Annotated in this window: 19 protein-coding genes; 11 read left to right on the top strand and 8 right to left on the bottom strand. The window is 71.3% G+C overall.

The features are described from left to right. Positions 1-87 precede the first annotated feature (87 nt). Entirely contained in the window at positions 88-804 is a 717-nt protein-coding gene (locus tag ACXDC7_RS07640) for a DUF5130 family protein (RefSeq protein ID WP_459221734.1), read from the bottom strand. Between the two features lie 65 nt (positions 805-869). Here ACXDC7_RS07640 and pyrR point away from each other — a divergent pair, with 65 nt between their 5' ends. From pyrR to ACXDC7_RS07620, 4 genes are read left to right on the top strand one after another with little or no spacing between them, the layout of a single operon-like run. Continuing rightward, the gene (gene pyrR, locus ACXDC7_RS07635; RefSeq protein ID WP_459221733.1) at positions 870-1,451 is read left to right on the top strand and encodes a bifunctional pyr operon transcriptional regulator/uracil phosphoribosyltransferase PyrR; all 582 of its coding nucleotides are present in this window, start codon (positions 870-872) and stop codon (positions 1,449-1,451) included. Beyond that, entirely contained in the window at positions 1,448-2,383 is a 936-nt protein-coding gene (locus ACXDC7_RS07630; RefSeq protein ID WP_459221732.1) for an aspartate carbamoyltransferase catalytic subunit, read from the top strand. Before pyrR ends, ACXDC7_RS07630 begins: the two co-directional genes overlap by 4 nt. Further along, complete coding sequence (locus tag ACXDC7_RS07625; protein ID WP_459221731.1) at positions 2,380-3,687, top strand: dihydroorotase; 1,308 nt, start codon at positions 2,380-2,382, stop codon at positions 3,685-3,687. Before ACXDC7_RS07630 ends, ACXDC7_RS07625 begins: the two co-directional genes overlap by 4 nt. 9 nt (positions 3,688-3,696) lie before the next feature. Further along, positions 3,697-4,320, top strand: a complete 624-nt coding sequence (locus ACXDC7_RS07620) for a mechanosensitive ion channel domain-containing protein (protein WP_179444088.1) — start codon at positions 3,697-3,699, stop codon at positions 4,318-4,320. Positions 4,321-4,332: 12 nt separating this feature from the next. Here ACXDC7_RS07620 and ACXDC7_RS07615 read toward each other — a convergent pair whose 3' ends face one another. Continuing rightward, the gene (locus ACXDC7_RS07615; protein ID WP_459221730.1) at positions 4,333-4,932 is read right to left on the bottom strand and encodes a protein-L-isoaspartate O-methyltransferase family protein; all 600 of its coding nucleotides are present in this window, start codon (positions 4,930-4,932) and stop codon (positions 4,333-4,335) included. 61 nt (positions 4,933-4,993) lie between these two features. Between ACXDC7_RS07615 and ACXDC7_RS07610 the strand changes: the two genes are divergently transcribed. From ACXDC7_RS07610 to ACXDC7_RS07595, 4 genes are all read left to right on the top strand, one after another. After that, positions 4,994-5,545 carry a hypothetical protein gene (locus ACXDC7_RS07610; protein WP_459221729.1) on the top strand — a complete coding sequence of 184 codons (552 nt, stop codon included), beginning with the start codon at positions 4,994-4,996 and terminating at the stop codon, positions 5,543-5,545. Then, a complete protein-coding gene (locus ACXDC7_RS07605; protein ID WP_459221728.1) occupies positions 5,545-5,856 on the top strand; it encodes a hypothetical protein in 312 nt (103 codons plus the stop codon). Before ACXDC7_RS07610 ends, ACXDC7_RS07605 begins: the two co-directional genes overlap by 1 nt. A 47-nt stretch (positions 5,857-5,903) precedes the next feature. Continuing rightward, positions 5,904-6,356, top strand: coding sequence for a globin (locus ACXDC7_RS07600; RefSeq protein ID WP_179444092.1), 453 nt, complete (start codon positions 5,904-5,906; stop codon positions 6,354-6,356). Between the two features lie 201 nt (positions 6,357-6,557). Continuing rightward, a complete protein-coding gene (locus tag ACXDC7_RS07595; protein ID WP_459222810.1) occupies positions 6,558-8,210 on the top strand; it encodes a glycoside hydrolase family 13 protein in 1,653 nt (550 codons plus the stop codon). A 25-nt stretch (positions 8,211-8,235) separates the two neighbouring features. Here the strand turns inward: ACXDC7_RS07595 and ACXDC7_RS07590 are convergent, their stop codons facing one another. The 3 genes from ACXDC7_RS07590 to ACXDC7_RS07580 form a co-directional block, all read right to left on the bottom strand. Beyond that, complete coding sequence (locus ACXDC7_RS07590; RefSeq protein ID WP_459221727.1) at positions 8,236-9,087, bottom strand: acyl-CoA thioesterase; 852 nt, start codon at positions 9,085-9,087, stop codon at positions 8,236-8,238. 2 nt (positions 9,088-9,089) lie between these two features. Beyond that, a complete protein-coding gene (locus ACXDC7_RS07585) occupies positions 9,090-10,928 on the bottom strand; it encodes an AMP-dependent synthetase/ligase (RefSeq protein WP_179444095.1) in 1,839 nt (612 codons plus the stop codon). Positions 10,929-11,021: 93 nt separating this feature from the next. Next, a complete protein-coding gene (locus ACXDC7_RS07580; protein ID WP_179444096.1) occupies positions 11,022-11,570 on the bottom strand; it encodes a YceI family protein in 549 nt (182 codons plus the stop codon). A 118-nt stretch (positions 11,571-11,688) separates the two neighbouring features. On the opposite strand from ACXDC7_RS07580, the gene ACXDC7_RS07575 reads away from it, so the two are divergent. Further along, positions 11,689-12,219 (top strand): MarR family winged helix-turn-helix transcriptional regulator, encoded by a 531-nt coding sequence (locus ACXDC7_RS07575; protein ID WP_179444097.1) that lies wholly within the window; start codon positions 11,689-11,691, stop codon positions 12,217-12,219. Between the two features lie 83 nt (positions 12,220-12,302). Beyond that, positions 12,303-15,062 carry an FAD-binding and (Fe-S)-binding domain-containing protein gene (locus ACXDC7_RS07570; protein WP_459222809.1) on the top strand — a complete coding sequence of 920 codons (2,760 nt, stop codon included), beginning with the start codon at positions 12,303-12,305 and terminating at the stop codon, positions 15,060-15,062. Positions 15,063-15,074: 12 nt separating this feature from the next. On the opposite strand, the gene ettA is transcribed toward ACXDC7_RS07570, so the two are convergent. Then, the gene (gene ettA / locus ACXDC7_RS07565) at positions 15,075-16,757 is read right to left on the bottom strand and encodes an energy-dependent translational throttle protein EttA (protein WP_179444098.1); all 1,683 of its coding nucleotides are present in this window, start codon (positions 16,755-16,757) and stop codon (positions 15,075-15,077) included. Between the two features lie 93 nt (positions 16,758-16,850). Next, complete coding sequence (locus ACXDC7_RS07560; RefSeq protein ID WP_459221726.1) at positions 16,851-17,216, bottom strand: UBP-type zinc finger domain-containing protein; 366 nt, start codon at positions 17,214-17,216, stop codon at positions 16,851-16,853. A 62-nt stretch (positions 17,217-17,278) separates the two neighbouring features. Here ACXDC7_RS07560 and ACXDC7_RS07555 point away from each other — a divergent pair, with 62 nt between their 5' ends. Then, positions 17,279-19,126: a GMC family oxidoreductase gene (locus ACXDC7_RS07555; RefSeq protein WP_459221725.1), complete on the top strand. Its 1,848-nt coding sequence runs from the start codon at positions 17,279-17,281 to the stop codon at positions 19,124-19,126. Here the strand turns inward: ACXDC7_RS07555 and ACXDC7_RS07550 are convergent. After that, complete coding sequence (locus tag ACXDC7_RS07550; RefSeq protein WP_459221724.1) at positions 19,102-20,535, bottom strand: serine hydrolase domain-containing protein; 1,434 nt, start codon at positions 20,533-20,535, stop codon at positions 19,102-19,104. The two genes, ACXDC7_RS07555 and ACXDC7_RS07550, sit on opposite strands and share 25 nt — an antisense overlap. Positions 20,536-20,557: the final 22 nt, after the last annotated feature.

Below are 20,557 nucleotides of genomic sequence, written 5' to 3'. Positions count from 1 at the left end.
ATTCGGGATGCGCCGCGCACCCGATGACCGGCCGCTGGCGGCCTGAACCCGACGCCCCGGCGGAGGCGCCGGGCGCGACCGACGCGCTCAGTGCTCCGGGTGGAACTCCGTGGAGCCGTGCAGCGAGGGGATCTCGCGCGCTGCGTTGCCGAGCAGATTCAGCGCGTCCACGATGCCGCCGGTCAACGCGCCGTCGGTGGCCGCGCGCTGGATGCCGGCGGCGGCGAGCGCGCAGTCGGCGTCGTCGAGCTGGCGGGTCGCCTGCTCCCCGGTGGCGATCTCGATGCCGCGCGACTCCGGGTCCACGACCACGACCACGGCCGTGGCCGGGTCCGGCTGGGCGCTCAGCAGACCTTCGGCGAACTGCCGCGGCTGGTCGGCGGGCGCACCGACGAACAGCGAGAAGTCCAGCCCGGACTGGGCGTCGGCATCATGCAGCGCCTGCTTGAGATCGTCGATCTCGGCCGGAGTGAACGAGACCCCGCCCTCGGCATTCACCTCCAGCGATTCCCGCGTCGGGGCCTGGCTCGCCCCGCCCGCGGCACCGACCCGCGGATCGCTCGCCAGCGCCTTCGGCGACGACGTCGAGCCCAACCACAGCGGTTCCCTGCCCCCGCGGGTCTGCCCGCGCGCGGCACGGCCGAGCGCCGGCGCCCAGATCAGCAGCGCCAGCACCGAGAGCAGCAGGGCCGGAATACCGACGAAGGCCAGCAGGAAGGTCAGGGCCGACGGGTCCTGCGCCGGCGGCCAACCGGGCAGCGTCTCCATCGGAACGACCTGCATGGGGCTGAAGAATCCGCTCACGGGCCCTAGGCTAGTGCAGCCCGCGCCCCGGGCAGCCAGTCGGAACGGACCCGAGGAGAACGCCGTTGAGCGTGCCACCGCCGAGCACCGAGCCAGCCAGCTCCGCCCGCACCGTTCTCGATGCCGAGGAGATCGCTCGCACGGTGACCCGCATGGCGCACGAGATCCTCGAGGCCAACCACGGCGCGGAGCAGCTCGTCCTGCTTGGCATCCCGACCCGCGGCGTACCGCTCGCGGAACGGATCGGCGCGGCCATCGGCCAGGTCGAGTCGCGCGCCCCGCGAATCGGCCAGCTCGACATCACCATGTACCGCGACGACCTGCGCAACCAACCGACCCGCACCGTCGGGCGGACCCGGCTGCCGGGCGACATCGACGACGCGACCGTGCTGCTGGTCGACGACGTGCTGTTCTCCGGCCGCACCGTCGCCGCGGCGCTGGACGCGCTGAAGGACATCGGCCGGCCGCGTGCGGTGCGCCTGGCAGTGCTCGTCGACCGCGGTCACCGGCAGTTGCCGATCCGCGCCGACCATGTCGGGAAGAACCTCCCGACCGCCACCGGCGAGCGGGTCCACGTCCGGTTCGCCGAGACCGACGGCAGCACCGAGGTCGCGATCGAGCGGCCCGGCGACGGGACGGGCGCATGAAGAATCTGCTGTCCGCGGCCGACCTGAGCGTCGCCGAGATCGACTCCGTGCTCGATCTCGCCGAGGAGATGGCCGAGGTCCAGTCGCGGCCGATCAAGAAGCTGCCCGCGCTGCGCGGGCGTACCGTCGTCAATCTGTTCTTCGAGGACTCCACCCGCACGCGGTCCTCCTTCGAGCTGGCCGGCAAGTGGCTGTCGGCCGACGTGATCAACGTGTCCGCGAAGGGGTCCAGCGTCTCCAAGGGCGAGTCGCTGCGCGACACCGTGCTGACCATCGCGGCGATGGGGGTGGACGCGATGGTGATCAGGCACCCGGCCTCCGGCGCACCGGCCCAGGCCGCGGCGTGGACCGGAATCCCGGTGATCAATGCCGGAGACGGTACGCACGAACATCCGACCCAGGCGCTGCTGGATGCCTACGCCATCCGCAATCACCTGCGCCGCGGGAATCACGGCGATCTTGCCGGGGCCCGGATCGCGATCGTCGGCGACATCACCCATTCCCGGGTCGCTCGGTCGAATGTCGCGCTGCTGCGCACGCTGGGTGCGCAGGTGATCATGGTGGCGCCGCCGACGCTGCTGCCGTCGGGCGTCGACTCCTGGGGGGTCGAGATCAGCAACGATCTCGATGCCGTGATCGACTCGGTCGACATCGCGATGATGCTCCGGGTGCAGCGCGAGCGAATGTCGGGCGGCTACTTCCCCACACCGCGGGAGTACACGGTCGGCTACGGCCTGACCCGCGAGCGGTTGGCCGCGATGAAGCCCGGCGCCGCCATCTGCCATCCCGGCCCGATGAACCGCGGCCTGGAGATCAGCGCAGATGCCGCAGACGCCGCGTCGTCGCTGATCCTGGACCAGGTCGCGGCGGGGGTTGCGGTCCGGATGAGTGTGCTGTATCACCTGCTGGGTGGCGAGGAGGAGACGACGTGAGCCAGCCCCCCGGACCTGCCCCGCTGCCGGCCCGCCCACTGTTGATCACCGGCGCCCGCCGCGCCGACGCCGGCTCCGGTGACCTGTTGATCATGGACGGCCGGTACGCCGATCCGGCCGACGCGCCCGCCGATGCCGAGCGCGTCGATGCTGACGGCCTGCTCGCGCTGCCCGGCCTGGTGGACCCGCACACCCACCTGCGCGAGCCCGGTCGCGAGGACACCGAGACGATCGCCACCGGCACGGCCGCGGCGGCGCGTGGCGGCTACACCGCAGTCCTGGCGATGGCCAACACGACACCGGTGACCGATACCGCAGAAGCCGCCGAGTACGTCCTCGATGTCGGGGCGCGCGAGGGCTCCGCGCAGGTGCAGCCTGTCGGTGCCGTGTCGAAGGGGCTGGCCGGTGAGGAGCTGGCCGAGCTCGGCCTGATGGCGCGCAGCCGGGCGCGGGTCCGGATGTTCTCCGACGACGGCCGGTGCGTGCACGATCCGACCCTGATGCGCCGGGCGTTGGAATATGTCCGGACCTTCGGCGGCGTGATCGCCCAGCACGCGCAGGACCCGCGGCTGGCGGGCGGGCAGGCCTGCTGCCACGAGGGCGAGGTCTCCGGCCGACTGGGCCTGCCGGGTTGGCCGGCGGCCGCGGAGTCGACCATCGTGGCCCGTGACGCGCAACTCGCCGCGCTCACCCGCTCCCGCGTCCACGTCTGCCACGTCAGCACCGCCGAGACCGTCGAAGTGTTGCGCTGGGCCAAGCAACGCGGGATCGCGATCACCGCCGAGGTGACGCCGCATCACCTGATGCTGACCACCGACGAGGTCGTCGGCTACGACCCGACCTACAAGGTGAACCCGCCGCTGCGCCCGGCGGAGGATGTCAACGCGCTGCGCGAGGCGCTGGCCGACGGCACGATCGACGCCGTGGGCACCGATCACGCGCCGCACGCGCGCCAGGACAAGGAACACGCGTTCGCCGATGCGGCCTTCGGCATGCTCGGCCTGGAGACCGCGCTCGGCGTACTGATCGAGACCATGATCAATACCGATCGGTCCGACTGGTCCCGCGTCATCGAGGCGATGTCCCACGCGCCCGCCCGGATCGCCGGGCTGCCCGGGCAGGGCCGGCCGATCGCCATCGGCGAGCCGGCCAATCTCACCCTGATCGACCCGCAGGCCCGAGCATCCGTCGATGCCGCCGCGTCGCTGTCGCTGTCGCGGAACAACCCGTGGCACGGCCGCGACCTGCCCGATCCGGTCCGAATGACCGTGTGGGCCGGGCGCGTCACCTACCGCCACGACTGAGGAGGAAGCGTGCAGAACTGGATCCCCGAAGCCGTGCTCGCGGTCCTGACCTCCCTGCCGTTCCGGATCGCGTTCCTGGTCGTGCTTGCCGTGATCATCCGCGCGATCATCGTCCGAGCGGTGACCACCGCATTCCGGCGCGCCGCCGATGCCAGGCCCCGCTTCCCATCGGCGATGAGCGACGAGCGCCGCGAGCAGCGGATGCGGGCGCTCGGCTCGATGATGCGTTCCATCATCAGCGCCGTGATCTTCGTGATCCTCGCCGCGATGATCCTCGCCGAACTCGGCTTCAACATCACCGGCCTGCTCACCGGCACCACGATCGTCGCCGCGACCATCGCCTTCGGCATGCAGAACGTGATCAAGGACATCGTCGCCGGGATCACCATCCTGGTCGAGGACCAGCTCGGCGTGGGCGACTACGTCGATCTGGAGGAGGCCTCCGGCACGGTCGTCCAGGTCGGTCTGCGGAACACCACGCTGCGCGATGACAACGGCAATCTGTGGTACGTCCGCAACGGCGAGGTCTCCCGCGTCGGGAACTTCTCCCAGGGCGGGACCGGCCGGCCGGTGGTCGAACCGCAACCGGTCCAGCGGGTACGCCTGCTCGACGAGCCCGACCCGCGCGACTGAGACCTCGACGGATCAGTCCTCGACGAGGGGCACGAAGCGGTACGCCCCGTGCTCGCTGACGCGTACCCGGTCGCCGTCGCGGCGGACCCGCGTCATGGTGGAGCCGACGGGACAGATCAGCACGCCGCCATCATCGAGCTGGGCCACCAGCGCGGCGGGCAGTCGGCGCGCGCTGGCCGAGACCAGGATCCGCCGGTACGGCGCGCCCGACGGGTCGCCGAGCACCCCCGGCGTGGCGGGTTCGATCCGGGCCCAGGGCAGGCGCGCCGACGCGAGATTCGCCCGGCCGAAGGCAACCAGCTCGGGGTGTCGCTCGACGCCGAGGACCGAGCCCGCGGGGCCGACCAACACGGCCAGCAGCGCCGTCGTCCAGCCCGAGCCGGAACCGACATCGAGCACCCGGTCCCCGGGCACCGGGGCGAGCAGCCGCAGCATCGCGGCGACCGTGCGGGGCTGACTGTTGGACTGGCCGGCCGCGATCGGCAGGGCCGCGTCGACCGCGGCGCTGGCCCGCTGGTCGCTGGGCAGGAAGCCGGCCCGCGGCAGCCGGCGGAACGCCTCGGCGACCGGATCGGGCGCTTGCTGTGGCGGCTCCCCTGGTGGCTCCCCCATCGCCCCATTGTCGCCCCCGCGTACCACCGGCGTCTTGCCCGGCCTCGTTAACCTGTCCGGCATGCCCTCGTCGACGATCGCCCGCCGCCTGCCCGGCGTGCTGGTTGTCGTCGCGGTGCTGATCGTGCTCGCCGGCTGCGCCGCCCAGACCCGCGCGGACGCCCCGCCGGACTCCCCACCCCCGGCGCCGCCCGGCCCGACCAGCCCCACGATCCCGACCAGCCCCATCCCGACCAGCCCGGCGAGCCCGGCCAACCCGGCGAGCCCCACCAACCCGGCGAGCTCCGGCACTCCCGCGGCGCCCGCGTCGCCGAAGGACGAGGGTGAAACCGGTGCGAAGCCGAGCAAGGCGGAGGTGCTCGACGGCGTACGCAAGCTGGTCAACTCGCAGGCATATTCGTCGAGCGAGAAGGCCGAGCGCTACTACGGTTGCGTCGTGGACGAGCTCTACCAGACCCTGGACGCGTCCCAGTTGCGCCGCCTCGCCGACGGTGAGCTGCCGCACGAGGCGATGCCGCAACTGCGCTCCGCGGTCGAGTCGTGTGTGCACAAGCTCGACAAGAACGCCAGGAACAAGGGCGACAAGAACAAGGACAAGAAGGGCAACGGCTGATGCTGCGACGACGCGCGGTGCGTGGGCCGTTGGTGGCGGCCGTGGCGGCCGCGGCACTGGTGCTCGGCGGTTGCGCGGGCGTACGCCCACCGGAATCGGAGGTACGCCGCGGCATCGCGTCGATCATGACCGACCAGGGCCTCAGCGAGGCCGGAGCGCAGCGGGTCGCCGACTGCCTGACCCCGAAGATCTATCCGACCGCCGGCACCGTGACCCTGCAGCGGCTCGCCAGCGGCGAACACGCGGTGCTGCCCGAGGACGAGCGCGGTGTCAGCCGCGCCGAGGCCGAATGCGTCGCGGCGACCGGGTGATCACCGCGCGTCCGTTCCCCATCGACCCCGCGTAGGCTGGTCGCGCCATGACGAATCCCATCGCCCAGCCCCCCGGCCAGCCCGGACCGGACGGCCCGACCTTCTTCGAACGGGTCGGCGGCCACCCCACCTTCGACAAGCTGACGGCCGAGTTCTACCGGGGCGTGGCCGGCGACCCCGAGCTCCGCGCCCTCTATCCCGAGGAGGATCTCGGCCCGGCCGAGGATCGCCTGCGCCTGTTCCTGGAGCAGTACTGGGGCGGCCCGACCACCTACTCCCAGCTCCAGGGCCACCCGCGGCTGCGGATGCGCCACGCTCCCTTCGCCGTCACCCCCGAGATGCGCGATCGGTGGCTCACCCACATGCGCGCCGCGGTGCTCAGCCTCGGCCTGCCCGACGGCGATGCCCAGGAGCTGTGGGACTACCTGTGGCGCGCGGCGCACGCGATGGTCAACACGCCCTCACCCGCCGCGCCCGACGGGCGTACCAGCCTGATCTGAGACGTTCCCGCGGGAACGTTTTCTCACGCGATCGGCCGCCGAGGCTTGTCGGTCGAACCGTTTCGGTGGCAGAGTCGCGGCGTGTCCTCGAACGACTCGCAGACCACCCGCACCGACTCCCCCGCGACGGCCCCGGCCGGCCCGGGCGCGCACCGCCTCGACACCAGCCCCGACTGGTGGCGCTCGGCGGTCGTCTACCAGATCTATCCCCGCTCCTTCGCCGACGCCGACGGCGACGGCACCGGCGACGTGCGCGGCATCATCGACCGGCTCCCCTACCTGGCCGAGCTCGGCGTGGACGCGATCTGGATCAGCCCGTGGTACCCGTCGCCGCTGCTCGACGGCGGCTACGACGTCGCCGACTACCGCGACATCAACCCCGATTTCGGCAGCCTCGCCGATGCCGATGAACTGATCGCGAAGGCCCACGAGGCAGGCATCCGGGTGATCATCGACCTGGTCCCGAACCACTCTTCGTGGGACCATCCGGCCTTCCGCGCGGCGCTCGCCGACCCGGCCGCTCCCGAGCGCGACCTCTACATCTTCCGCGACGGCCGCGGCCCGAACGGCGATGAGCCGCCGAACAACTGGCCTGCCGTCTTCGGTGGTCCAGCCTGGGAGCGCACGACCAATCCGGACGGTACGCCCGGGCAGTGGTACCTGCACCTGTTCGACATCTCCCAGCCCGACTGGAACTGGGACAACGATGCGGTCGCCGACGAGTTCGACTCGATCCTGCGCTTCTGGTTCGACCGCGGCATCGACGGCTTCCGGATCGATGTCGCCGACTCGATGGCCAAGGACCTCGAGCAACTGCCCGATGTCCCGGTCGACTCGGTGACCCAGCAGCCCACGCACGAGAAGTTCGTCGGCTCGCCGATCTGGGACCACCCCGGCGTGGAACGCATCCACAAGCGCTGGCGGGCGATCGCCGACTCCTATGCCGACACCGAGCTGGGCGGCCGGATCTTCGTCTCCGAGGCCTATCTCACCCCGGCCGAGCGGCTGGTCCGCTATGTGGTGCCGGAGCGGCTGCACACCACCTTCAACTTCGACGCGCTGCTCGCCGAGTGGAGCGCCGAGACCCAGCGCAATGTGATCAACACGACGATCGCCGCGCACACCGCGGTCGGGGCGCCGTGCACGTGGGTGCTGGCCAATCACGACAACCAGCGGGTCGCGACCCGCTACGGCAAGACCCGCACCGGGGCGGCCTTCGCCGCCGACGGCTCGATGCTCGGCGAGACGGCGCGGCCCAACATGATCACCAATGACGACGCCACCGACCTCGAACTCGGTCGTCGCCGCTCGCGTGCGGCCGCGCTGCTGGAGCTCGCCCTGCCGGGCGGCGCCTACATCTACCAGGGCGACGAGCTGGGCCTGCCCGAGGTGGAGGACCTGCCGACGGAGGCGCTGCAGGACCCGGTGTGGGAGCGCTCGGGGCACACCCAGCGCGGCCGGGACGGGTGCCGGGTGCCGCTGCCGTGGTCGGGCGCCGAGCCGCCCTTCGGCTTCGGGCCGGGCGACGCCCAGCCGTGGCTGCCGCAACCGGCGGACTGGCAGCGGTTCTCCGTCGAGACCGAGGACACCGATCCGGCGAGCGAGCTGAACCTGTATCGGGCGGCCCTGGCCGAGCGGCGGCGCAATCCAGCGCTCGGCGACGGCACCCTGACCTGGGACGAGGGGGTGCCGGACGATGTGTTGTCGTTCACCCGCGAGCCCGGCTTTCGGTGCGTGGTGAACTTCGGCGCGCAGGCGTACCCCCTCCCGGACGGCGCCCGCGTGCTGGTGCACTCCGGCGATGCCGGCAGCGGCGTCGTCGGCACCGACGAGGCGGTCTGGCTGGCGGTCTGAGTCGCCGGCCCCGGACCGGCAACAGCTAGACGCGGGCGCGGAAGTCGTCGCCGATCGATACGCTCCGGCCGTCGCGATCGGTCGCGACGCAGACGGTCGAGCAGGTCGCGTGCACGGTGTCGGTGCGCGGGTCGGTGATCGTCGCGTCCAGCCGCATCGAGGTACGCCCGAGGTGGGTGACCTCCGTCGACAGGCGGTAGGGCTCGAGCCGGTGGTTGAGCTGCTCCAGGTAGCGCACGTCCTGCCGGGCGACCACCCAGTACGGCCCGGCCGAAGCCGAGTCCCGCGCGCGGTCCAGGAGCCACAGCCGGCCCTCCTGGAAGTAGTCGAAGTAGCGGACGTTGTTCACGTGGCCGTAGGAGTCGAGGTCGCCCCAGCGCACGCGCAGATCGCCGCGGACCGCCAGCCCGCTGCGGGTGGCCGGCGCGAGCGGGCGCATCGGCTCGGCGGCGTCGTCGCGTACCGACTCGAAGAAGGCCCGCTCATCGGGACCGAGCCGGCGCACCCGCTGGGCCGACAGGTCGAACGGGCAGAGCACCGACCGCGCGGAACAGACCAGTGTTTCCACCCCGGACCGGTCGCGGTCGAACAGCTCGTAGCCGACGGTGAACCGTGCGGCACCGATCTTCTCGGTCCACATCGACACCCGCAACGGGGTACGCGTGGAGGTCATCGGGCGCAGGTAGGCGACCTGGTGGGCGGCGACCAGCACCCCGCCGCCGAGCAGTTCGCGGACCGGCCCGGTGCCGTCCGGCCCGCTCAGCAGCAGCCCGACGCGCGCCTCCTGCAGGAAATCGACATAGGCGCCGTTGTTGACGTGGCGGAGCGCGTCGAGATCCGACCAGCGCAACTCGACGCCGGTTTCGAAGCGAGTCAAGATCAGTCCTCGTAGAGATCGTCCAACTGCGGCTGGTACTTGCGCACCACGGCGCCGCGCCGGATCTTCATGCTCGGCGTCACCTCACCGGAATCCACCGACAGCTCGGAGTCGAGGATCACGAACCGCTTCACGGTCTCCCAGCGTTCGAGCCGCTCGTTCGCGCGGTCGACGTAGCCGGAGATCAGCTCGCGCACCTTCGGGTGCCGGGCCAGCTCCGACGGGCTCTGCCCGCCCAGGTCGTTGTCCGCGGCCCACTGGGTGATCGCCTCGGGATCGAGGGCGATCAAGGCGGTGACGTACTTGCGCCCCTCGCCGTAGACGACCACCTGGGAGGCATAGGGGCAGTTGGCGACCAGGATCCCCTCGACCTTCTGCGGCGCCACGTACTTGCCGCCGGAGGTCTTGATCAGATCCTTCTTGCGGTCGGTGATCCGCAGGTACCCGTCGGCGTCCAGTTCGCCGATGTCGCCGGTGTGGAACCAGCCGTCGACGAAGGATTCCGCGTTCGCCTCCGCGCGGTTGTGATAGCCGCCGGAGACGCCCGGGCCACGTAGCAACACCTCCCCGTCGTCGGCGATCTGCACCTCGGTGCCGGGCACCGGGCGACCGACCGTGCCCAGGCGAGGCGCGCGCGGGTCGTCGACGAAGGTGACCGCGGAGGTCTCGGTCAGACCGTAGCCCTCGATCACGAGCAGGCCTGCGGCGTAGAACCAGTTCTGCACCTGCGTGGACAGCTTGGCCGAGCCGGACACCATGAAGCGCATCCGCCCGCCCATCCGCTCCTTCAGCTTCGAGAAGACCAGCCGGTCGGCGAGCCAGTACTGGGCGGCGAGCCCGCGCGGCAGCGGCCGCCCCGCCAGGCGATAGGGAATCGTGCGCTGCCCGACCGAGAAGGCCCAGCGCGCGATCAGCCCCTTCACCCCGCCCTGGGTGCCCATCATCACGCGGGCCCGGACCTTCTCGAAGATCCGCGGGGCGCCGGCCATCCAGGTCGGGCGGACCTCCCCGAGGCCGTCGACGATCTTCTCGATCCGGCCGTCGACCGCGGTGACGAAACCGATCTGCAGTTGCAGCGCGAGCAGCGCCTTGCCGAACACGTGGGACAGCGGCAGCCAGAGGAACTGCACATCGGAGGGGTGCAGCAGCGCGAACAGTTGCACCGCGCGGCCCTCATAGGCCCAGGCGTCATGGTTCAGCACGACGCCCTTGGGCCGGCCGGTGGTGCCGGAGGTGTAGATCAAGGTGGCGACCGTGTCGGGTCCGGTGCGCGCGATCGCTTCGTCCACGGCGCCCGGATTCTCCTGCAGGAGGGTACGCCCGAGCTCGCGCAGGTCCTGCCAGGAGTGCACCTTCTCGTCGGGATCGTCGCCGTCGATCATGATCACGGCACGCAGCCGGTCGTAGAGCTCCGCGTCCCGGCGTACCTTTTCCAACTGTTCGGCGTCCTCGACGACAGCGATGCTCACGCCCGCATCGTTCATGATGAAGGCGACATCGTCGTGCTGGGTCGTCGGGTAGACCGTGGTCACCGCGCCGCCGGCGCACATCGCGGCCAGGTCGGCGAGGATCCACTCGATCCGGGTGGTCGCGGCGATCGACACCCGCGCCTCGGGCTCGAGGCCGAGCGCGAGCAGGCCGGCGGCGAGCTCGAAGACCTGGTCCTTGGTCTGGTTCCAGCTCAGCGAGGTCCATCGTTCGGCCGCGTCGCGATGACGGAAGGCCTCCCGATTGCCGGACCGCTCGACCTGGTCGAGAAGCATCTGCCCGACCGAGCTGCTCCGGTCCCGAAGTTGGGCCTCACGCCCCGGGCCGTCCGCCCGCGCCGGCGCATCCGTCATTGGTCCTCCTCGTCGTGGTGGCGCGATCCTACCGGGCCGTAGCCTGCGCGCACAGACGAAGCCGGGACCGCTGACGGAAGCGCCGGCACTCGGTCAGTTCTTGGTCGCCTCGATGGTCAGGGTGATGTCGAGCTTGTCGCCCAGCAGCACCTTGCCGCCGTCCAGCGGCACGTTGAAGTCGACACCGAAGTCCTTGCGGTTGATCTGGGTCTTCGCCTCGGCACCGAGCCGGGTCACGCCGTAGGCGTCGACGTCCACCCCGAGGTACTCCGCGGCCAGGTCGACCGACCGGGTGGTGCCGTTGATCGTCAGATCACCGGTGATCGTGTAGTCACCGTCGCCGTTGTCGGTGATCGCGGTGGAGGCGAAGGTCATCTCCGGGTTCTTCTCGACGTCGAAGATGTCGGTGCTGCGCAGGTGCCCGTCGCGCTGCTCGTTGTTGGTGTTCACCGAGGACATGTCGATCCGGACCTGCACCGAGGCCTGCGTCAGGTCGTCGGACGGGGTCTCGATCGTTCCCTGGAAGGCGGTGAAGGTGCCGCGCACCTTGCTCATCAGGTGCCGGACGGTGAAGGCGACCTCGGAGTGGCTCGCGTCGATCTGCCAGGAGCCGGTGAGCTGCTCGGTCGTGGACTGGGTCATGGGGGTGCTCCTCGTGCTGGGTGCGTTGACTGTGGTCGACAACATAGTTGCATTTTCAACTACGTTCAGGGTAGGGGTATTGAGTTGAATCGTCAATTTCCCGGATAGGATGGTACGCATGTCCGCCCGCACCGCCCACCCGCCGCAGACCACCGGCGCCGCCACGCAGACCGATCGGGTCTCGGCTCGCTGGCTCTCGACGGAGCAGCAGCACGTCTGGCGTACCTATCTGCTCGGGGTGGCCCGGATCGCAGAATATCTCGACGCCGACCTGCGCCGACACGGCCTCGACCTCGGCGAGTACGAGATTCTGGTCTGCCTGGAGGAGGCGCCCCATCGGCGGCTGCGGATGTCCGAGTTGGCCGACCGGGTGCACCAGTCGCGCTCGCGGCTCACCCACACCGTTGCCCGGATGGAGAAGTCCAACCTGGTCGAGCGCGATACCTGCCCGGACGACCGGCGCGGCGTCTGGGCGCACCTCACGCCGAAGGGATTCGAGTTGCTGGCCGGCGCGGCGCCGGGCCATGTCGAGGCGGTCCGCAAGATCTTCGTCGAGGCGGTCGACCCGGCAGACTTCGAGGCCCTGGGGCGCGCCTTCGGCGCCGTACTTGAGGTCGGTGACCCCGACCAGCGAGAATCCGCCCGGTGAGCACTCCCGCGCTGATCGACGCTCCCCGGGCCGCGCCCGCGCCCGACTGGGCCGGGTTCGCCCGCGCGGTCGGCCACGCCGGACTGCGCGATGTCGTCGACACCACCGATCTCGCCCGCGCGCTCTACTCCTCCGACGCCTCCCTCTACCGGGTCACCCCGGGAGCCGTCGCCCGCCCCCGCGAGCGGGAACAGTTGCGGGCCCTGCTCGGGGCGGCGCGCGAGCACGGCGTACCCGTGACATCGCGCGGGGCCGGCACCTCCTGCGCGGGCAATGCCGTCGGGCCCGGGCTGGTGATCGATTTCCGCGCCGGGCTGAACCGGATCCTCGCGCTCGACCCGCAGGCACGCACCGCCACCGTCGAGCCGGGGGTCGTGCAGGCCGAGCTGCAGGCCGCGGCGCGGCCCTACGGGCTGCGGTTCGGCCCGGACCCGTCGACGCACACCCGCTGCACCATCGGCGGCATGATCGGCAACAACGCCTGCGGCCCGCGCGCGCTCGGCTACGGCAAGACCGCGAGCAATGTCTTGGGGCTGGAGTTGATCACCGGCACCGGCGAGACACTACGGGTCGGCCACCCCGGCACGGCCGATTCGGGTACGCCGGATGCGACCGCGCTGACCCGGCTGGGCGAGCTGACCCGGGCCGGCCTGGCCACCATCCGCACCAACTTCGGTCAGTTCGACCGCCAGGTCTCGGGCTACAGCCTGGAGCACCTGTTGCCGGAGAACGGATTCGCGGTCGAACGGTTCCTCGCCGGGACCGAGGGCACCCTCGGGGTGTGGACCGAGGCGACGGTCAATCTGGTCGCCGACGCCCCGTATTCGATCATGGTCGCGCTGGGATACCCGTCGATGCCGCAGGCCGCCGACGACATCCCGGCGATCCTGGCACACCGGCCGACGGCCGCCGAGGGTCTGGACCGCCGGATCGTCGATGTGGTGCGGCGCCATCTGGGCGATGCCGCCGTTCCGCCGCTGCCCGACGGCGACGGCTGGCTCTTCGTCGAGCTGGTCGACGACGACGCCGACCGGCTGCGCGAGCGGGCCGGCGCGCTGTTCGAGGCGGCAGACGCGGTCGACGGGCGGATCGTCACCGATGCCGCGCAGGCACGGGCGCTGTGGAAGATCCGCGAGGACGGCGCCGGGCTGGCGCAGGTCTCGCTCGGCGCGCCGGCCTATCCCGGCTGGGAGGATGCGGCGGTACGCCCGGAGCACCTCGGGGCGTACCTGCGCGATTTCGACGCCCTGCTCACCGAGCACGAACTGCAGGGCCTGCCCTACGGCCACTTCGGCGACGGCTGCGTGCACTGTCGGATCGACTTTCCCCTGACCAGCCCGGGCGGCACGGACCGGTTCCGCGCATTCATGTTCGACGCGGCGCGGCTGGCGGCGCGCTACGGCGGCTCGATGTCGGGCGAGCACGGCGACGGACGAGCGCGCTCGGAGCTGTTGCCGATCATGTACGACGAGGCTTCGCTGCGGCTGATGCGCGAGGTGAAGTCGATCTTCGATCCGGACAATCTGATGAATCCCGGAGTATTGGTCGAGCCGGCGCCGCTGGATGCCGATGTGCGTGCGGCCCAGTTCGTCGGAAAGCCGCTGCAGCTCGCCGATCCGGAGTTCGCGGCGGCGGTGCATCGCTGCACGGGCGTCGGCAAGTGCGTCGCCGATCTGACCCCGGGCGGCGGCGTCATGTGTCCGTCCTACCAGGCGACCGGCGCGGAGAAGGATTCCACCCGCGGTCGGGCGCGGGTGCTGCAGGAGATGATCAACGGCTCGGTGATCGGCGACGGCTGGCGCTCGCCCGAGGTGCACGAGGCCCTCGACCTGTGCCTGTCCTGCAAGGGCTGTCGGCGCGACTGCCCCACCGGAACGGACATGGCGAGCTACAAGGCGACGGTGCTGGACCGCGCCTACGCCGGGCGGCTGCGGCCGCGGTCGCACTATGCCCTCGGCTGGCTGCCGCGCTGGGCGCGCATGATCACCGCGGTGCCGGGTCTGGCGGCGTTGATCAACACCGTCGGCCGGCTGCCCGGGGCGAGCGCGCTGCTGAAGTGGGGCGCGGGGGTCGACCGCCGACGCCCACTGCCCCGGTTCGCGGGTCGCTCGGCGCGCCGCCGGGCCAGGGATCTCGCACCGGCGTCGGGGCGCGAGGTGATCATCTGGGTCGACTCCTTCAGCGACAGCTTCGCCGGCGTCGAGGTGGAGCCGGTGCTGCGGGTGCTGGAGAGCGCCGGGTACGCCCCGCGGGTGCTGGAGCGTACCGCCTGCTGCGGGCTGACCTGGATCAGCACCGGACAGCTCGACGGCGCCCGCGCGCAGTTGCGGCGCTCGCTCGACGTGCTGCATCCCCTGGTCAGCCAGGGCATCCCGGTGATCGGACTGGAGCCGTCCTGCCTGGCGGTGTGGCGCTCCGATGCCCCGGAGCTGTTGCCGGACGATCCGCGGGTGCCCGACGTCGCCGCCGGGGTGCTCACGCTGGCCGAGCTGCTGCAGCGTACCGACGGCTGGACGCCGCCGGACCTCAGCGGGCAGACGATCATCGCCCAGCCGCACTGCCATGCCGCGTCGGTCACCGGCTACGGCCCGGACCTGGCGTTGATCAAGCGGACGGGGGCAGAGGTCCGCACCCTCGGCGGCTGCTGCGGCCTGGCCGGCAACTTCGGCGTCGAGCGCGGCCACTACGAGGTCTCGGTCAAGGTCGCCGAGCACGACCTGCTGCCGGCGCTGGCCGATGCCCCGGACGCGATCTTCCTCGCCGACGGCTTCTCCTGCCGGCTGCAGGCCGACCAGCTCGCCGGGCGGCAAGCGGTCACGTTGGCCGACCTGCTCGCCCGCTGAGCGGGCCGCGGCTCAGTCGCGGGTGAGCCGGCGGTGCGTCGCCCGGTGCGGCCGGGCGGCCTCGGCGCCGAGCCGCTCGATCTTGTTCGACTCGTAGTCGGCGAAGTTGCCCTCGTACCAGAACCAGTTCGACGGGTTCTCGTCCGTGCCCTCCCAGGCCAGGATGTGGGTCGCGACGCGGTCGAGGAACCAGCGGTCGTGGGAGATCACCACGGCACAGCCGGGAAACTCCAACAGCGCGTCCTCCAGCGACTGCAGGGTCTCCACGTCGAGGTCGTTGGTCGGCTCGTCGAGCAGCAGCAGGTTGCCGCCCTGCTTCAGGGTGAGCGCGAGGTTCAGCCGGTTCCGCTCGCCGCCGGACAGGACGCCGGAGGGCTTTTGCTGGTCGGGGCCCTTGAAACCGAAGGACGCGACATAGGCGCGCGAGGGCATCTCGAAGTTCGCGACCTTGATGTAATCCAGCCCGTCGGAGACGACCTCCCAGACGTTCTTCTTCGGGTCCAGCCCGGAGCGGCTCTGGTCGGTGTAGCTGATCTTGACCGTCTCCCCCAGCTCCAGCGAGCCCGAGTCCGGGGTCTCCTCGCCGACGATCATCCGGAACAGCGTCGACTTGCCCACGCCGTTCGGGCCGATGATGCCGACGATGCCGTTGCGCGGCAGCGAGAACGACAGCCCGTCGATGAGCGTCCGGTCGCCGAAGCCCTTCTTCAGGTCGGCCACCTCCAGCACCGTGGAGCCCAGCCGCGGACCCGCGGGGATGTTGATCTCCTCGAAGTCCAGCTTCTTGTTGCGCTCGGCCTCGGCGGCCATCTCCTCGTACCGGGCCAGCCGGGCGCGGTTCTTGGCCTGGCGGGCCTTCGGGTTGGACCGGGCCCAGTCGAGCTCGCGAGCGAGGATCTTGGCGCGCTTGGCGTCCTTCTTGCCCTCGATCTGCAGCCGCTCGCGCTTGGTGTCGAGGTAGGTGGAGTAGTTGCCCTCGTAGGGGTGCAGCCGGCCGCGGTCGACCTCGCAGATCCACTCCGCGACATTGTCGAGGAAGTAGCGATCGTGGGTCACGGCGAGCACGGCGCCCGGATAGGCCTTCAGGTGGCCCTCCAACCAGTTCACCGACTCGGCGTCGAGGTGGTTGGTGGGCTCGTCGAGCAGCAGCAGGTCGGGCTGTTGCAGCAGCAGCTTGCACAGCGCGACGCGGCGCCGCTCGCCGCCGGAGAGGTGATCGACGATCTCGTCGCTCGGCGGGAGCTGCAGCGCGTCCATCGCCTGCTCGAGCTGGTTGTCGATGTCCCAGGCGTTGCGGGAGTCGAGCTCCGTCTGCACCTCGCCCATCTCGGCCATCAGGGCGTCGAAGTCGGCATCGGGCTCGCCCATCGCGATGCCGAGCTCCTCCAGCCGCGCCTGCAGCGCCTTGATGTCGGCGACGGCCTCCTCGACGTTCTCGCGTACCGTCTTGCCCTCGGTCAGCGGCGGCTCCTGCAACAAGATGCCGACGGTGGCGTCCTTGGCCAGATGGGTGTCGCCGTTGTTGACCTGTTCGAGGCCGGCCATCACCTTCAGCAGGGTGGACTTGCCGGCGCCGTTCGGGCCGACGACGCCGATCTTGGCGCCGGGGAAGAACGACATCGTGACGTTGTCGAGGATCACCTTGTCGCCGACGGCCTTGCGGACACGGGACATGGAGTAGACGAATTCGGGCATGTCGCTGAGTTCAACCTCGTTGCTTCGCGGGTACGCCGGCGCGCGGCCGGCCGGGACCGTGCCAGTATGCCAGCCGGCTCCCCGACCCGCCGATCAGTGGATCAGCTCGCGCCAGTTCGCCGGCACCTTGCCCTCGGGGCCGGGCACCGGCTGGTCGGCCGGGTGGGAGGTCGGCGGCGCGAGCTCCGGCCCGGCGTACATCTGCTGGTCGTCGAAGTTGTAGTACCAGTCCTCGCCCGGCTCGAAACTGGTGAGGAACGGATGCCCCGTCGCGGCGTTGTGGGCGGTCGCGTGCTGGCTCGGCGAGGTGTCGCAGCAGCCGATGTGGCCGCACTGGGCGCAACGGCGCAGGTGCACCCACCAGCCGGCCCCCTCACCGGCCAGGCACTCGGCACAGCCGGTGCCCGACGGCGGCACGCTCGGATCGATCCCGGGAATCTGCTCGTTCGGCTCGGTCATGACACTCTCCCTGTCGATCGGTGTGCTGCCCAGCTTCGCACGAGGGCGCCTAGGGTGGGGCGATGGAAGAGTTCGACTTCGTGATCGTCGGCTCGGGCGCCGGCGGCGGTCCCCTGGCAGCCAACCTGGCCCTGGCCGGGCACAGCGTGCTCGTGCTGGAGGCCGGTGACGATCACGACTGCGCCTACTACGACCTGCCGATCTTCCACGCCCAGGCGAGCGAGGATCCGCACCTGCGGTGGGACTACTTCGTGCGGCACTACCCCGACCGGGAGCGCTCCGAGCGCGATCCCAAGTTCACCGCCGAGCGCGACGGGGTGCTCTACCCGCGCGGCGCGACGATCGGCGGCAGCACCGCGGTCTCGGCCATGATCAATCTCTACCCGCACAATGCCGACTGGCAACGCATCGCCGATCTCACCGGGGATCGGAGCTGGTCGCCGGAGCGGATGCGTGAGCTCTACACCGAACGGATCGAGCGTTGGCGCGATCCGACCCGCGATTTCGCCACGCGGCCCGAGCACGAGCCCGACCCCGCCCGGCACGGCTATGCGGGCTGGCTCGGCGTGACCCGGGCGAACCCGGCGGTCGGCAACCGCGAACCGATGTTCATCGACGTGATCAACACGATGGACGAGGCGGCGCGCGAGGAGCTGTCGGCCCCGCCGGAGGGGATGGACTGGCCGCTGGACCCGAACGACTGGCGGGTGGTCGAGGCGCACGGGGAGGGCATGGCATTCATCCCGGTCGCGGTGTCGCACGGCGCGCGCAATGGCGCCCGGGAGCGGCTGCTGGAGGCAGCGCAGCGGGCCGGGGACAAGCTGACCATCCGCTCGCACAGTCTCGCGACCAGGATCGACATCGTCGACGGCCGCGCGGTCGGCGTGGAGTATCTGCGCGGGGCGCACCTGTATCGCGCCGATCCCGCCGCCGGGAACGATCGGGAAGGTACGCCGACCCGGCACACCGTCGCGGCCCGCAACGAGGTGATCGTCTGCGCCGGCGCCTTCAACACCCCGCAGTTGTTGAAGCTGTCGGGCGTCGGGCCGCTGGACGAACTGGCCAAGCACGGCATCCCGGTGGTGGCCGACCTGCCGGGCGTGGGGGCGAACCTGCAGGACCGCTACGAGGTCAGCGTGGTGTCGCGGCTCACCCGCGACTATCCGGTGTTCGACGGGTCGGACCTCGACGCACCGGGCCCCGGGCAGGAGCCGGACCGGCTCTTCGCGGAGTGGCGCGATCACCGGGACGGGCCGTTCACGACGAACGGGTCGCTCGCGGCGTACCTGAAGCGCTCGAGCGTGGCCGGGAAGGATCCGGACCTGATCGTCTTCTCGCTGCCGGTGCAGTTCCGCGGCTACTACCCGGGCTATTCGGTGGACTTCCGGGCCCGGCACGACGCCGTCACCTTCGTCATCCTGAAGGGACACACCGACAACCGGGCCGGGACGGTACGCCTGCGCTCGGCCGATCCGCTCGATACCCCCATGATCGACTTCCGCTATTTCGACACCGGCGACGGGGATTGGCGGGCGGATCTGACGGCGGTCGCCGAGGGCGTGGACTTCGCCCGGCGGCTGCGGGACCGGCTCGGCGACCTGGTTGCCGAGGAGCTGGTGCCGGGCGCCGAGGTGGCCGGCCGGGATGCCGTGGAGGATTTCGTCCGGGACCAGGCGTGGGGTCATCACGCCTCGTGCAGCGCCCCGATCGGCGCCGCCGACGACCCGATGGCGGTGCTGGACGGCGACTTCCGGGTGCGCGGGGTGCAGGGCCTGCGGGTGGTCGACGCGTCGGTCTTCCCCCGGATTCCGGGGTTGTTCATCGCCTCGGCCGTCTATCTGGTCGCGGAGAAGGCCTCGGAGGTGCTGCTGGCGCAGTACCCGCCTCAGCCGAAGGCCAGCAGCAGGTAGCCGAGCGCGGCGAGCCCGATCAGCAGCGACGGGACGCCGAACCACGCACCGCGGTCGATCCAGCGGCCTGCCGCGGCGCGCCGCGCGGTGGCGACGACTGCCGCGAGCGTCACGCCCGCGATCACGCCCCACGCGATGCCGGGCACGAACTGCCAGGGACCGGTGAGGGCGACCAGCGTGAGGCCGGCCGCCGCCCAAGCGGAGACGTCGACCGCGGCGAGGCGGGTTGGCGGGCGGCGGCGCAGCAGCCCGAGGAACAGCGGCGTGAGGAAGATCAGCCCGATCGCGACCGGAACCAGCCCGCCGATGGTGAACCGCGGCCCGTTCGACGGTTCGGTGCTGCCGGTGACCAGCCGGATCCCCATCAGGTCGATGGTGGCGTCCTGGTCGGGGGCCGCGCCGTGGTCGGAGAACACGATGGCGGCGACCCCGCGCTGCCGGTCGAGCGCGAGCATCGTCCTGGTGCCGGCGGTCGCCCCGTTGTGCCAGACCACGGCTGCGCCGTTGACCTCAGCGAGCTGCCAGGCCAGCCCGGCCTCCTCACCGATCGGCCCGTCGACCGGGTCCATCGCGGCGGCGCCGGGCGCGGTGCCGTCGAGCAGCGCCCGGGCGTAGCGGGTGAGATCGGCGAGCGTGGTCCGCGTGGACGTCCCGGCGGGCGCGAACGCCTCGCCCCACCACGGCCCGACGGCCCAGCCCGGCGCCGTGTGCGGGCGGGCCGCGGGGGCGGCCGGCTCGTCGAGGGCGAGGGATGTGGCGGTCATCCCGAGCGGGTCGAGCAGCCGCTGGCGAAGCAGCGTCGGGTAGTCGCTGCCGGCGGCTCGGGCCACGGTGTGCCCGAGCAGGGACATGCCGAGATTGGAGTAGGCCCGCTGGCCGCGTCCCGACAGCGGCACATCGCGCAGCCAGTTGATCATGGTCGCGGTGCCCACGCCACGGTAGGGATTGCCGCCGAGCATCGGCAGACCGTCGGGGGCGTAGAAATCAGGGCGCGTGACGAGTTGCGGCGGCAGGGACGGCAGCCCGGAGGTGTGGGTGGCGAGTTCGAGGGGCGTGAGGGAGCCGGCGGGCGTGCCGACCAGCTCGGGCATCCAGCGTTCGACCGGCGCGTCGAGCTCGATCTCGCCGCGCTCGACCGCATCGGCCAGCAGGTTGCCGGTGAAGGTCTTGGTGACCGACCCGAGCTCGAAGCTCGTGTCGGGCCCGGGCAGGAAGCCGTCGCCGACCGCGGCCGTGCTCACCCGACCGTTCGCGATCCGGGCGATCGCCAGGCTGCCCAGCCCCCGCCCGTCGCCGGCGACGGCGCGGGCATCGGCGGCGAGCCGGAGATCCCCCGAGTCCCGGGGGCCGAGGACCGGGCGAGGGATGATCGCCACGGCGGCCAGCACGCCGACCACCAGGCAGGCCATGAGAACGGCGAGCGCGCGCCCG

This window comes from Naumannella huperziae (assembly GCF_054073625.1).
Note: the sequence above shows the minus strand (reverse complement) of the source record. Positions and strands in the feature narration are given on the sequence as shown.